At 67.3% G+C, this 14688-nt stretch carries 7 protein-coding genes and 1 pseudogene; 5 read left to right on the top strand and 3 right to left on the bottom strand.

Annotation, left to right across the window (positions count from 1 at the left end):
• Positions 1-29: 29 nt before the first annotated feature.
• A pseudogene (locus WKW79_RS11690) lies at positions 30-1631 on the bottom strand (acyl CoA:acetate/3-ketoacid CoA transferase); the annotation flags it as partial.
• Positions 1632-1918: 287 nt separating this feature from the next.
• On the opposite strand from WKW79_RS11690, the gene WKW79_RS11685 reads away from it, so the two are divergent.
• From WKW79_RS11685 to WKW79_RS11670, 4 genes are all read left to right on the top strand, one after another.
• The gene (locus tag WKW79_RS11685) at positions 1919-3370 is read left to right on the top strand and encodes an alpha/beta hydrolase family protein (RefSeq protein ID WP_340335322.1); all 1452 of its coding nucleotides are present in this window, start codon (positions 1919-1921) and stop codon (positions 3368-3370) included.
• A gap of 185 nt (positions 3371-3555) precedes the next feature.
• Positions 3556-3894 (top strand): DoxX family protein, encoded by a 339-nt coding sequence (locus WKW79_RS11680; protein ID WP_340335321.1) that lies wholly within the window; start codon positions 3556-3558, stop codon positions 3892-3894.
• A gap of 28 nt (positions 3895-3922) precedes the next feature.
• Positions 3923-4999, top strand: a complete 1077-nt coding sequence (locus tag WKW79_RS11675; protein ID WP_340335320.1) for an aromatic ring-hydroxylating dioxygenase subunit alpha — start codon at positions 3923-3925, stop codon at positions 4997-4999.
• 49 nt (positions 5000-5048) lie between these two features.
• Positions 5049-5840: a DUF3750 domain-containing protein gene (locus tag WKW79_RS11670; RefSeq protein WP_340335319.1), complete on the top strand. Its 792-nt coding sequence runs from the start codon at positions 5049-5051 to the stop codon at positions 5838-5840.
• Between the two features lie 58 nt (positions 5841-5898).
• On the opposite strand, the gene WKW79_RS11665 is transcribed toward WKW79_RS11670, so the two are convergent.
• Both WKW79_RS11665 and WKW79_RS11660 read right to left on the bottom strand, forming a co-directional pair.
• Positions 5899-6942, bottom strand: a complete 1044-nt coding sequence (locus WKW79_RS11665) for a helix-turn-helix domain-containing protein (RefSeq protein WP_340335318.1) — start codon at positions 6940-6942, stop codon at positions 5899-5901.
• A gap of 91 nt (positions 6943-7033) precedes the next feature.
• Entirely contained in the window at positions 7034-13147 is a 6114-nt protein-coding gene (locus tag WKW79_RS11660; protein WP_340335317.1) for a hypothetical protein, read from the bottom strand.
• A gap of 223 nt (positions 13148-13370) precedes the next feature.
• Between WKW79_RS11660 and WKW79_RS11655 the strand changes: the two genes are divergently transcribed.
• Positions 13371-14678: an MFS transporter gene (locus tag WKW79_RS11655; protein WP_340335316.1), complete on the top strand. Its 1308-nt coding sequence runs from the start codon at positions 13371-13373 to the stop codon at positions 14676-14678.
• The last annotated feature ends 10 nt before the right edge of the window (positions 14679-14688 follow it).

Here is a 14688-nt window from a genome sequence, read left to right as displayed (position 1 = left end):
GGTTGGTTTCCGGAAGTAATGGTTGTCTTGGGCCTGCGAGCCATCGCTGCGGCCAGCCCCATTGGTTCGTCGCGAAAGAGCTGTGCGTCCATCTGCACAGGGGCGACCACCAGGGGTGCGAAATCCATGCGGTCGAGGATGTCGCGCTGCAGGTCGACACCCGGTGCGATCTCGATCAGTTCAAGCCCGGTTGGCGTGAGCCTGAAGACGCAGCGTTCGGTCACGTAGAGCACCTCCTGCCCGCGCGCGGCCGCGTGCCCACCTGAAAACGTCCGCTGCTCGACCCGTGCCGGGAACTTGCAGGCCTGGCCATCGCATTCGATGGCCAGTTGACCGTTACGCACCCCGATGCCTGGCGCCGCCGACGTGAAGGTGCCCGCGAAGACCACCTTCCTGGCGTTCTGGCTGATGTTGATGAAGCCGCCGGCGCCCGCAATCTGCGTGCCGAAGCGCGACACGTTGACGTTGCCTTCGCGGTCGACCTGCGCCATGCCGAGAATCGCGAGGTCGAGCCCGCCGCCGTCGTAGAAGTCGAATTGGTAGGGCTCGTCGATGATCGCCTGGGCATTGATGACGGCGCCGAAGTTCAGCCCGCCGGCCGGCACCCCGCCGATCACACCGGGCTCCGCCGTGAGCGTGACGAGGTCCGCGATCTGCTCCTCGGCTGCCACGCAGGCCACGCCCTCGGGCATGCCGATGCCGAGGTTGACCACGCTGCCGGCCTCCAGTTCCATGGCCGCGCGCCTGGCGATGATCTTGCGAACACTCATCGCCAGCGTGGACGCATCGTCGAGCGGCACACGCATCTCGGCGGCGAATGCTGCGTTGTAGGCCGTGGCATAGGTCTGGCTGTGATGCTCGGGCGTGGCCACGACCACGCAATCCACGAGGATGCCCGGAATCTTGACCTGCCTCGGATTGAGCGTTCCCCTTTCGGCGATGCGTTCGACCTGGGCCAGGACGATGCCGCCCGAATTGTGCGCCGCCATCGCGAGGGACAAGGTCTCCAGTGTCAGTGCTTCCTTCTCCATCGTGATGTTGCCGTCCGCATCGGCGGTCGTGCCGCGCACGATGGCGACGTCGACGGGCATGGTCTTGTAGAACAGGAACTCTTCGTCGCCCAGCTTCACGAGGGAGACCAGATCGTCGACGGTGCGTTCGTTGAGCTTTCCTCCTTCGAATCGCGGATCGACAAAGGTGCCCAGGCCGACCCGGCTGAAGTGGCCGGGCCGACCTGCGGCGATGTCCCGGTACAGATGCGTGATGACGCCCAAGGGCAGGTTGTAGGCCTCGATCCTGTTGTCGATCGCCAGCTGCTGCAGCCGGGGCAGCAGGCCCCAGTGGCCTCCGATGGCGCGTCGCACCAGGCCTTCGTGGGCCAGATGGTTCACCCCCCGTTCCTTGTGATCGCCCTGCCCGGCAGCGAACAGCAAGGTGAGATTGCGCGGACGCTCCGGCGCGGGTCTTGCGTCGCCGGCGTCGAGGAACAAGGCTTCCAGCGCCAGCACGATCTCGTCGGCTACGCCGATTCCCACGAAGCCGCCCAGGGCGACCGTGTCGCCCCCGCGGATCAGCTTGACCGCATCGGCGGCAGAAACAATCTTCCGTGCGGGGCGCCTGCTGCGAGGCATGCGTCGCGCCGATGCGGAAGGGGATGGGCGATTGGTAGTCATGGTGTGCTGCTTGTCGATCGTGAGGCTTCGACTCTAGGCAACAGCGCGGGCCTTCGATGCAACGTGCATCCCATTGCTTGCCCGAGCGTCCGTTCCCGGCAGGCAGGAACCTGCCGATGGAGACGTACGGACATCGAATGGGACGCACGAACCATTGCGCAGGTCCCTTGCTTCCTACGATCGATGGATGTTCAAGCGGTCCCTTGCGTGGATCGCCATCGTCCACCATCACCTTTGACCAAGCCATGAAATCTTCCTACGCCAGCGGCCTGTGCCTGGCCCTGATCGCGACCCTCACAGCCTGCGGCGGCGGAGGCAACGCCAACCTCGATGCGGTGGCCGCAGCGGTCGCCGCGAGGACCACGACGGGTTCGATAGCTTCTACCCCCAAGGGATCAATCATCGACAGCAAGGTCACACAGCAGCACAGCACCGCCGACGTCGACACCGCCATGCAGAGCCTGACCACATCGGCAGCAGGCGCCACGCCCGCTGCCAGTGACATGCACATCGGCGCCGTGGAAAGCCGCGCCGGCGACGCGATCTGCGGCGTGACGATCCAGCACCTCACCTATTCCACGCTCGATCCCCAAGGCGCCCCGGCGACCGCCACGACGGCGCTGATGGTCCCCAACGGCACGAGCGCCGACTGCACCGGCTCGCGTCCCGTGCTGCTCTACGCGCACGGCACCACCACGCTCAAGAGCTACAACGCGGCCGACCCCGCGAAGACGCCCGAGGCCATGATGGTGGAGGCCTACTACGCGGCCCACGGCTACATCGTGGTCATGCCCAACTACCTGGGCTACGACACGTCGAGCCTGAGCTACCACCCCTACCTCAACGCCGAGGTGCAGGCCAACGACATGATCGACGGCCTGCGCGCCGGCCTGGCCCAGGTGGCCTCGGACGGCAAGGCCCAGGCCTCGAAGCAATTGTTCATCGCCGGCTACTCGCAGGGCGGCCACGTGGCCATGGCGACTCACAAGGTGCTGGAACGCGACCATGCGAACGAGTTCACCGTGACGGCAGCGGGCACCATGTCGGGGCCCTACGACCTTGTGCAGTTCGGCGACGACATCACTTCGCCGGACGGCACCGTCGACATCGGCGGCGTGCTGTTCATGCCCTACCTGATGCGCAGCTACCAGAACGCCTATGGCGGCATGTACCTCCAACCGTCCGACGTCTACCAGGCGCCCTTCGACCAGACCGCACCGACGATCTTCCCGACCGATACGCCGGTCTCGACGCTGATCGCCAACGGCTCGCTGCCGAACGACCCCACCTTCCGCCTGCTGTTCGGGCCCGGCGGACTGCTGACGGACAGCTTCCGCAATGCGTACCCGACGTCCAACTTCCGCGCGGCACTGGCCCGGAACACCTTGCTGGGCTGGACGCCGAAGGCACCCGTGGCCCTGTGCGGCGGCCTCGACGATCCGACGGTCTACTACTCCAACACCACCAGCATGCGCGACGACTTCGCCACGCGCGGACTGAAAGTGCCGACCTGGGACCTCGAGACGCGCTCCACGCTGCCCGAAGGCAAGGACGCCAGCGACATCTACGACGGATTCCAACTGGCCAAGCTGAAGGCCGGAAAGAACTGGGAGATGAAGTACCACGGCGAACTCGTGCCGCCCTTCTGCCATGCGCTCGTGCGGGGCTTCTTCGCGCAGGCCATGGCAAAGCAATGATGTGCCAGCAGCGGTCGCTGCGTGGCCGCGTCGTGTTCGTGGCTTGACACCACGGCGCACAAGCTGGGACGCAGGGGAAACAACCAAGGCGCGTGCCTCTTTATCGTTCACCCATGCAATCAATTCTTCACCCATCGACAAGTTCGAACACTGCCCTCTGGACCGGCCGGGTTCTCGGCGCCATCGTGGTCCTGGCGTTGCTGGTGGACGCGGGCGCGAGCCTCTTCGCGCCGCACCTGCTCGCGAAGGAAATGGAGGCGGCCGGCTTCCCGGCCGGGCTCCTGCCGGTCATTGGCGCGACCCTGCTCGTCTCGACGCTGCTCTATGCGCTCCCCATGACCAGCGTGCTCGGCGCAATCCTTGTCACCGGCTTCCTTGGGGGTGCCATCTGCACGCACTTGCGTCTCGGCGAGATCGGCTCGCCGCCGCAGATCATTTCGGTCCTGCTGGGAATTGCCGCCTGGACCTCGTTGTACCTGCGGCTGGATGCGATGCGCGAGCTGTTGCCGTCGACCCGCGGCTGATTTATCTCAAGCGCATGCATTCACTGCAATGCTCGTCACCCGACAACCCGTCTTTCGCAAGTTCTGGCACGCCGTCATGCCGCTGACCGAACTGGCAAACGGCCCGAAGCCTTTCCGGCTGCTCGGCGAAGACATCGTTCTCTTCATCGACGCCATCGGCCAGCCCGCTGCGCTGCGCGACCGCTGCTGCCACCGCACCGCGAAGCTTTCCAAGGGCTGGTGCGTCGACACCGACGGCAAGGCCTGCGGCAGCGGCGCCATCCAGTGCGGCTACCACGGCTGGACCTACGACCGCAGCGGCCAGGTGATCCGCATTCCGCAGTACGAGCCCGAACGCAGGATCTCGCCCGACTACAGGACCACGGGCTACCACTGCACCGCGCGCTACGGCTATGCGTGGGTCGCGCTCGAAGACCCGATCGCCGACATCCCGGCCGTGCCGGAGTTCGACGACCCGGCCTACCGCACGATCTTCCAGTTCTACGAAACCTGGAACACGAGCCCGATGCGCGCGCTGGAGAATTCCTTCGACAACGCCCACTTCAGCTTCGTGCACCGCGCCACCTTCGGCGTCGCCGCCAGCCCGAAGCCGAGCCGCTACGAGCTGGTCGAGAACGAAGGCGGCTTTCATGCCGAGACGGTGATCGACGCGGCCAACCCGGCCAGGTTCCACGCGATCAGCGGCGTGACCGACCCGATCACGACGCGCCACATGCGCAATGCGTATTTCCTGCCCTTCGCGCGCCGGCTCGACATCGAATACCCCTCGGGCATCCGCCACGTCATCATCAACTGCTTCACGCCGATCGACGACGGGCGCATGCAGCTGTGCCAATGGCTGTTCCGCAACGACCGCGAGGCCGATTGCGCCGCACAGATGCTGATCGACTTCGACGCGGAGATCACGCGCGAGGACAAGGACATCCTCGAATCGACCGACCCCGACGCGCTGATCGACACCCGTCGGCGCGGCGTCGAATACTCGATGGCGTCCGACAAGCCGGGCATGCTGATCCGCAAGCACCTGATGCAACTGCTTGCGAAGCACGGCGAGGCCGAGGTGCATCGCGGGAGGAAGGTCATCCCGCTCGCGCAAGCTGCCTGAACCCGCGGAGTCGCGTCCGGCGCCCTGCTCCCGCGGGCATACTGGTCCCATGCCCGATGCCCCATCTTCGACTTCGGTGCGTCGGCGCGTGCCGCGCTGGGCGCGCTGGCCAGTGAGGTTCATGTGCCTGCTCGCGCTGCTGATGCTCGGCCCGATCAGCGTGCTGGCCTTCGGCAACCTGGACCTGGACACACCTTGGCACCAGACGAGCCGTGAAAGCACCGGCCAGGCGCCCGACCCGGCGGTCGAGCGGGGTGCCGTGGTGCAGGTCTATGGCGCGCGCACCGTGCGATGGCGTGGCGCCTTCGGCATTCATCCCTGGATCGCGATCAAGCGCGCCGGCTCCGAGCGTTACACGACCTACCAGATCGTCGGCTGGCGGGCCCGTTACGGCGGCGATGCCCTGGTCACCAGCGAATCGAACGCCCCGGACATGCTCTGGTTCGGCGCCTGGCCGCAACTGCTGGCCGATCACCGGGGGGCCCGGGCCGAAGCCTTGATCGACCAGATCGAATCCGCGGTGGCGGCCTATCCCTGGCGCACGTCCTACCGCCTCTGGCCCGGCCCCAACAGCAACACCTTCGTGGCGTGGGTGGCGCGCCGGGTGCCTGGTCTTCGCCTGGACCTGCCGACCACCGCCATCGGCAAGGACTATCTCGGCGCGACCACCTTCTTCGACCACGCCCCGAGCGGCACCGGCTGGCAGGTGTCGCTGCTGGGCCTGGCCGGCGTGACGGTGGCACGTGACGAGGGCCTGGAATTGAATCTGCTCGGCCTGGGGTTCGGCATCGATGTCGACGATCGCGCCCTGCGGGTGCCCGGTTTTGGCCGGCTGCCGTGATGTTCGTGGCACTGGGTTTCTGGCTGCCCAGGCAATGCCACTCCGATGGCGGCGCGGGTCAGTGCAAGGTGGCGCTCAGCCACTGGTGCAAGCCGTCCTTGGCATTCGGCGACCTGGCTGCCGGGGCGTTGGGCGTCATCTTGCCGGCCTCACGCGCGCAGTAGCCGAATTGCTCGCGGAAGGCACGGCTGAAGTGGGTTGCCGTCTTGAAACCGAACTGCTCGGCAAGGGCGGCGATGGATTGCTCGCCCTCACCGCGGCACAGCAGCTCGTGGGCATGCGCGAGCCGTCGCTCCTTCACGTATTGCGAGACGCCACCCAATGGCTCGAAGAGCCGATAGAGGCTGGAGCGCGACACGCCAAGTTGCTTGCCCAACTGCAGCGGGCCAAAGCCTTCGACCCGCAGGTTCTGCTCCACCACGCACCGTGCGCGGTGCAGCAGGCCGTTCTGAATGGCCAGGCCGGCTTGCTCGCGCGCCTCGGGGCTCGAGATCACGCTGGAGGCCACCAGGCCGACCGTGGCGCGCGACAAGCCGGGCGCCTCATCGACCGTGACCTCCGACATTTGCGATGGCATGGCCAGCAGATGCTCGACAAGCAGTTGCGCGAACATGCCGCCGGGCACCAGGCCGTGGATGTCCATGCCGGCCGGCAAGAGCGCGTCGAGTTGCTCGCGGGGAATGAAGAGAGCCACGCAGTCGGACGACGTCTCGCTCGACTCGGTGCGGGCCATGTCGGTGATCACGAAGCGGCCGGGCGTGAGCCGGGTCTGCTGGCCATCCGCGTCGCAATTGAACCAGCCTTGCCGAACCAGGATGACGCGGTAGTGGTCCAGTCGGTCGGCGCGGATGTGGTGCTCGCGCCGGATGCGAATCTGGCTTGGCCCGAACCGTCCGGCGCTGACCAGCAGGCGATCGGCTCGCCACATGTGCACCGCCCCGTGGAATTGCGCCCGGGCCGAAGCATCGCTGGTTTGCACGTCCCAGCTCGGGGAGTGGCTTGCCTGGAAGGCCTCGAGTGCCTCATGCGCTGCAAACGCGCCCGAGTCGAAGCTCGAGCAGGGAATCCGTCGGAATGCGTGGGGGACGAGGGCAGTGGGCATGGACATTCTCCAGTGCCTCAATGGTGCTCTTCGGGGCCCCGGTTGGGTGTACCGAGCGTTCCAGTTCTTGCACGAGCGTCCCATCGAGGCCTCAGAACGCATACGCCGCCTTCAGCATCGCGCCGTTGGCGCGAAACCCATGGGCAAACTCGCCCGAGTACTCGAGCCGCACATCGAGGTTCTTCGTCGCGATCAGGTCCATGCCGACGTTCAGCTTGAAGCGCTCGTTGGGCAGTTCGGCGGTGGTCCGGAAAGTGCCCGCCTCCGGCACCGAGCCCTGCAGACTGGCGTTCGCAGTCCAGGCGTTCTGGCTGGAGAAGGCCACGCCGCCGCTGACAAAGCCGCGCAGCGTCATGCCATTGCCCAGGCCGAAGACGCTCCCGGCTTCGAGCATGGGCGAGACCGTGTAGGCGGTGCCATTGGCGGCGCCCACCTGCAGGTTCAGGCCGCCGGCGCCGCTTTCGCTGTAGGCGCCGGTGTGCAGGTGCACGGCGTGCAGGTCCACATAGGGCTTGAGATACCAGCCGTCCATGCCGATCTGGCGCGCAGCCCGGGCATGCAGCCCGACATGGGTCGCATCGAAGGTGGCGCTGGCCGTCTCCGGCACGTCGCCGAGCAGCACCTGGCGCCGGCTGTCGTAGCTTCCAGTTCCGGCATCGATCGCACCCGAGAAGATCCAGTCGCCCAACTGCTTCTTGGCAATCAGCGCAGCGGTCCAGCCCGTACCGCTCACGCTGGTTTGCGGCGCCGACAGGCTGGCCTGGTCATAGCCGATGGAGCCGCCCAGGAACCAGTCGTTGCCGACTGCCTTCTGGCCGCCAATCTGGAGCTTGCTGGAATGCGTGCCGTAGCCGACCGCGTTGGCGCTGGCGTCGCGGTTCGCGTCGGTGGCCACGGCGCGCGACCACAGGCAGTCCTGCTCGCGCACCTGCAAGCCATTGGCGCCGTCGAACTGCGGGCAACTGTTCATGCGCTCGACGAAGTCCTGGCTGGCTGCCAGGCGTGCCACGCCCACAGACTGCACGGCCTCGTTGCCCAGGGTGTCCATGGAGCTTTGCACATGGGCATCGTCCAGGTTCGACAGGCGCCCGTACACGCGGGCCATCTCGGGCGTCATGTTCCTCGTGAAGCCGGCATCCAGGTGCGTGGCCAGGCTCTGCTGGTTGGCCGAATAGCCGCGCTGGGTGCCGACGGCGGCGAACTGCGTATTGGGGGTGACTGTCAGGGAACCGCCTTCGATCGGGTCGTTCTGCACGCCAATCTGGTAGGTCACGCTGGAGTTGGACGAATCTATTGCGGTCACGTTGCCTGTCTGGTTGATCTGTCCGGCTGCCAGCACCTGGACGCTCGAGGGCTGCAGGCCGGCATCGGCCGGCACCGTGACGACGAACTGGCCTCCCGTCAGATTGGCATTTCCGTTGCTGACGATCAGATTGCTCGACGTCTGCTTGGTGAAGTCCACGGTGGTCAGAATGGTGCCGGCGCTGTTCAGAGTGCCCCAGAGCGTGCTGGTGGACGCAACCTGCGGCGAGGACATGGTGCTCCCCAGATCCAAGGAACCGTCGCTTCGGTTGTTGACCGTTCCCACGGTACTGCTGGTGCCAATGGTCCAGACACCATCGTTGTTCAGCCAACCCTGGTTGCCGAGCTGCAGGTCGCCGGTGATCCGGGCGCCCGATTGATTGTTGACGGCAGCGAACGCGCCGCTGTTGCTCCCGATGGTGCCGATGGCCTGCACGGCGATGCCGCCCGCGTTGGACACCGTGCCGTGGTTGTCCAGCGATCCGTTGCCGCCAGCGTTGTTGTTGCCGCTGAAGACAATGGCTGCCGCGCTTGTGTTGCCGAGGATGTTTCCGCTGTTGGTGACGTACAGGTTGCTGCTGGTGCCGGCCTGGCCCTCGGAGTTGGTGAAGACCGCGCTCGACCCCGCGCCACTGGCCTGCACGGTGGCGTTCGCGCCGATGTTCACGCTGACCGCCCCGGCCTTGCCCGCGCCGCCCGCGGTGCCCATGTAGGTGCCCCCCGTGGTCTGCACGAGGCCGCCGCCGCCGCCGACGCTCTGCGCAAAGATGGCATGGGCGTTCGCGCCGGTGGTGCTCACGACAGCGTTGGGTCCCACGTTGACCGTGACGTCTCCACCGGCGCCGATCAGGAACTTGGTGGCGGGGTCCCCGTTGTGCGGCCACGCAGGGAATGCCGTGGCGCCTGTGGCCAGGTTGGTCGCCGACAGATCGCCTGCCAGCAGACCGCCGGCGCCGACCGATTGCGCCAGGACGCCATAGGCGCCCGCGCCGGTGGTGCTGATCGAGTTGTTGACGGTGACGTCGATGCTCCCGCCTGTGCCCCACGTGGTGGCCGTGTTCACGAAGGGTGTGCCGGACGTCGGCGTGGCGCCGATGAGCGTGCCGCCGCTGCCGCCGAAGCTCTGCGCCAGGATGCCGTGTGCATTGCGGCCGCTGGTGCTGATGTTGTCGGCTGCCACGGTGACGCTGCCGCCGCTGCCGCAGGATGCGACCAGATAGCCATTGCATTGCGGCAGATTGCTGGGCGGATCGTTCGGCCCGACCGGGCCTACATAGGTGCTGCCGATGGACAGATTCGTCGTCATGCCGGCGATGCGCGAGTCGCCAGACGCAAGCGTGCTGCCTTGCGTGTTGCCGTCCGCGCTCGCGGTGGTGTGCATCACCGCCATCGCACCACCGCCTCCGCCGATGCTCTGCGCAAAGATGCCGATGGCGTCGTTGCCGCTTGTCCAGACGTGGGCGTTCCCGTTGTTGGTTGCCTGCACGTTGACCGCGCCGCCATTGCCGTGCACGTTGCCGCCGCCACCCATGGTGATGTCGAGCATGCCCGTGCTGGAGGCGTCGACGCTGTCGGTTGTCGTTGCATGGCCCCCGCCACCGCCCAGGCTTTGGCCCAGCACGCCGTAGCTGGCATCGCCTGCGGTCACGACCTGCCCGTACTGGTACACGGTCACGGTGCCGCCGTCGCCGGAGTTGAAGCCCGTGCCGCCGACGTTCGCGGTGGTGTCATGGTTCGTCAAGGCACCCGAGGTCGTGGCCGCCACGTGCGTCGCGCCCACCTCGCCGCCGCCGCCACCCACGCTCTGGGCCCAGATGCCCGCGGAGAGCGGGCCGTTGGTCAGGATCTGGCCGTTGTTGGTCACCTGCACGGTGCCGCCCGAGCCGTCGGGCACGTGGCCAGTGGGTGTCTTGTCGCCGGAGCCCAGGTTCAGGCCGTTCGATGCGCCTTGCTGGTCGGGCTCGGTGTTGGCCGGCGGCGGATTCTTGGCGAGCGCCGCGCGATACAACCCGGCAAAGTTGCCAAGATCGCTCATGCTCAGGTGGTCCAGGACCCCCTTCTTCCAGCCGATGGTGCCGCCGGCGTAGGTCGCGGTGTAGCCCGCCACTGAACTGTCGGCCAGAAAGTCCTTCAGGCTCAGCGTGGTCTGCGCATCGCCGCCCTTGGTAACGGTACCCGCCTTGCCGCCGCCGCCGCCCACCGATTGCGCGTAGATGCCGGCGGAGTTGCCGCCACGGGTGTAGACGTTCCCGTTGTTGGTCACGGTGACGGTGCCGCCGTTGCTGGGTGTGCCGCTGGAGCCGCCCACGGTGAGGTTGGCGGTGTTCTTTCCACCGGCTCCTTCGGTGCTGGCATGCCCACCGAGGCCGCCGCCACCACCGACCGATTGCGCAAAGATCGCATCCGCCGTATTTCCCAGCGTCATGACGTTGCCGTCGTTGTTCACGGCAACGGTGGTGCTGTCGCCGCCGCCACCGCCGGTGCCCCCGAGGGTGATGTTGAAGTTCGTGCTGTCGGCGCCAGCCTTCTTGAGGAAGTCGCTGTCGGTCTTGGCGGTGCCGCCCGAGCCGCCGCCGCCGGAGATGCTTTGCGCAAAGATGCCGCGCGCGCTGTCGCCAATGGTCCAGATCAACTGGCCGGCGGCGTTCGTCGCGGTGACGTTGCCACTGCTGCCACCCGTGCCGCCCTGGCCACCCACGTTGACGGTGACGTTGAGCGAATCGCCGGTGCCCACGGATTCATTGAGCGCCGACGAATCGCCGCCATTGCCACCGCCGCCGCCGATGCTCTGGGCCAGCATGCCGTGCGCGCCCGCGCCGCTGGTCATGATCACGCCGTTGTTGATGGCGGTCACGTCGCCGCCGGTGCCGCCGCTCTTGCCGCTGCCACCCACGCTCACCGCCAGGCTCAGGTTGGGAACCGGCCCAGGCGCGGCCAGCGTCCAGGAATCTGCCTTGCTGGAGCCGCCGTTGCCGCCACCGCCACCCACGCTCTGCGCGAGAAGCCCCCAGGCGTCCGCGCCGGAGGTCAGGATCTGCCGGTTGTTCACGGCTTGCACGTTGCCGCCGTCGCCGCCACCCCCACCCGACCCACCCAGCGAGACGTTGATGTCGAGTTGCGTGCTGCTGGTCATGGACGCGGCCGAGCCCCCGTCCCCACCGCCGCCGCCAACGGCTTGTGCGACCAGCCCCTTCGAATGATCGCCGCTCGTGTAGACGATGCCGTTGTTCACTGCGTCAACCCAGACCTGGCCCTTGGACCCTGGCGTCCCTGCGGAGCCGCCGCCACCCCCTCGGCCACCCACTACATAGGCCAGGGCCCCGATAGAGGTCGAGCCCGCCGAGCCGCCCGCGCCGCCGCCGCCACCGATGCTCTGCGCGACCAGCGCGCTGGAGTTGTTGCCTTCCGTCCTGATGACGTAGCCCGCGCCGGACGACTGCCCGTTGAAGAGATCCACATAGTTGCCGTCGCCGCCGCTCTCACCGTTGCCGCCGATGGCAAAGGTCACGCCAGCCGATCCCGTCTGCGCGCTGCCGCCCACACCGCCGCCACCACCGATGCTCTGCGCGATCACCGCCGCCGAGTCGTTGCCAGTGGTAGCGATCAGGCCATTGCCGCCCGTCTTGTCCGAGAAGGCTGCGTACACGGGAGCGCCATCGCCGCCCTTGGCGCCATTGCCCTGGTGCGAGGAAAAGGCGCCGCCGGCCTGTGCACCGTTGCCGCCGGAGCCGCCAATGGATTGCAGTACCACGCCGGGCGCCGAGAAGCCCGTGGTCGTGACCTGCATCGAACCATTGGCTGGATTGAGCGTGACCGCGCCTCCCGCGCCCGCGTTGCCGCCTGCGCCGGCCGCCGCGGCGGCGCCAGACGCCGCGCCACCGTTGCCGCCCACCCCGCCCAGGCTTTGCATGAGCACGCCGGCCACCAGGGAGGCCGCTTGCGCCACGTTGCCGTTCTGGTCGATCGGAATCTGCGCCCCGGCGGCGGCCCTTGGCGCGCCCACCGCGCTGATGACCGTGCCGTCCTGCACGTTGAGCGTGACGCTGCCGCCGGCACCGCCTGAACCACCATTGCCACCTGCGCCCTTGCCAAGGCCACCGGTGCCCATGGTGCCGTCGCTGCCCGCGCCGCCCTGGCTGACGGCCACCAGTCCCGAGCCCTGCGAGGCGATCGTGGTGGCGCCCAGCGTTGCGGTGATGCCGCCGGCCGTGCCGCCGGCGCCGCCGACGGCACCGTCGACTGAACCGACGGACTGGGCGCCGCTGCTCGGGGCGCCACCATTGCCGCCGGTGGACTGCAGCAGCACCGCCGTGGCGCCTGCCGCACTGCCGTTCCAGCCCTGGGTCGCGATGATCTGCGAGCCCGGCGCGACATAGTCTTCGAAGCTGACATTGCCGCCCGCGCCACCGCCACCGGGGCCGCCGGGCGTTCCCAGTTCCTGCTCCATCGTGCCCGGCGACGCGCCGTTGCCGCCGGTGCTGGTGACCAGCATGGTGGGCGAAGCGGAGGTGCCCGTCACTGCGCCACCGATGAACTGGGCACCCGCCCCGCCGCCGTTGCCGCCGCTGCCGCCGTTGCCGGATGAATCGCTCCCGTTCGAGCCGGTGCCGCCATCGCCGCCAACGCTGACGACGCCCAGCGCCGTGTTGCCGAAGGTGCCGGTGTCGACAAAGCTGTTGACGACGTCACCGGGCGTGCCGCCCGTACCGCCCGTGCCGCCCGGCGCGCCGACCATCCAGGAGCCGTTTTGCGCACCAGGTGGCGGCGTGCCGAACTGCGCATGGGCGCTGGTCCAGATCAGGCTGCCTGCGGAGACGCCGATGACCACCTGGATCAATTGGGCGATGCGTGTCTTTTGGGAGGGGCGGCGAGTCGTTCGCGCGCCGGATTGGGATGTCTTCATGGCATGTGTCGAGGGGTTGAACAGATGCCATCGAAGATAGGTTTGGGGGTGTTGTCGGAATGACCGATGCGTCCCATCTCTGAACCTGTGGACCCAACGTGTTCCCGTTCGTCGGGCCACCTGCAAAAGCCCCTTGCGTTCGTACGTGCAAGGGCTATGGTGGAGGCGGGCCATCCACTGGCCCATGCCTATTCATCAGCAAACAAAAGGTTGGGAGACGATCATGGAATCGATTGAACGCCAGGTCATGGCGAAGGTATCTTGGCGGCTCGTGCCGTTCTTGATGTTCTGCTACTTCATCGCGTACCTGGACCGCGTGAACATCGGATTCGCAGGCGCGAGCATGAGCAAGGACCTCGGGCTCACCGCGGCCGCATTCGGCGGGGCGGCCGGCATCTTCTTCGTCGCGTACTTCTTCTTCGAGGTGCCCAGCAACCTGATGCTCGAGCGCTTCGGCGCGCGCAAGTGGATCGCCCGGATCATGTTCACCTGGGGCATCATCACCGGCGCGCAAGCCTTCGTGGTCGGCGAGACCTCGCTCAACATCATCCGCCTGCTGCTGGGCGTGGCCGAAGCGGGCTTCTTCCCCGGCATCATCTTCTATCTCACCCTCTGGTTTCCGTCGGCCTATCGCGCGCGCATCTGCGGGCTGTTCATGTTCGCGATCCCGATCTCGACCGTGATCGGCGCGCCCATCTCCGGCCTGCTGCTCAACCTGGACGGCATGGGCGGCCTGCATGGCTGGCAGTGGATGTTCATCATCGAGGCCATCCCGGCGGTGCTGCTGACCTTTGCCGTCCTCTACTACCTCACGGACCGTCCGAAGGAAGCCAAGTGGCTCACCGAAGAAGAGAAGACCTGGCTGCAACAGCGGCTCGATGACGAGCGCGCCAATCGCGAGAGCGCACACCACATGTCGTGGAAGCAGTCGCTCATGAACCCGCGCGTGATCGCCTTCGGCTTCCTTTACATGGCGGCCGTGATCCCGCAGTACGGCCTGAGCTTCTTCCTGCCGCAGATCGTCAAGGCCTTCGGCGGCCTGGGCAACATCGAGATCGGCCTGATCACCTCCCTGCCCTATGCGGTGGGCTCCGTCGGCATGATCCTGTGGAGCCGCCATTCCGACACCACCGGCGAGCGCAAGTGGCACACGGCCATCCCGCTGGTCTTCATCGTGGTGGGCCTGATCGCTGCGGCGATGGCGCCCAGCGCGGTCACGAAGATGATCTGGCTCTGCGTGGCGGGCTTCGGCTTCTTCGCGGTGTTGCCCGTGTTCTGGACGCTGCCGACGGCCTACCTCAGTGGCGCGGCAGCGGCGGCCGGCATCGCGGCGATCAACTCGATCGGCAACCTCGGCGGCTTCTTCGGGCCCAAGATCTTCGGCATCCTGAAGGACAGCACCGGCAGCGACAACGCGGGCCTGTACTTCCTGGCCGGCTGTGCCGTGGTGGGCATCGTCCTCGTGCTGACGCTGGGCCACAACCCGACGCTGGAGCGCGCGGGGGCAGTGCGACCTGCGACGGCCCGCTGAGCGGGTACCG

Origin of the sequence: Variovorax robiniae, assembly GCF_037889955.1 — a bacterium.
Taxonomy (GTDB): domain Bacteria; phylum Pseudomonadota; class Gammaproteobacteria; order Burkholderiales; family Burkholderiaceae_C; genus Variovorax; species Variovorax robiniae.
The sequence above is the reverse complement of the archived record's forward strand: the minus strand, read 5'-3'. Positions and strand labels throughout refer to the sequence as shown.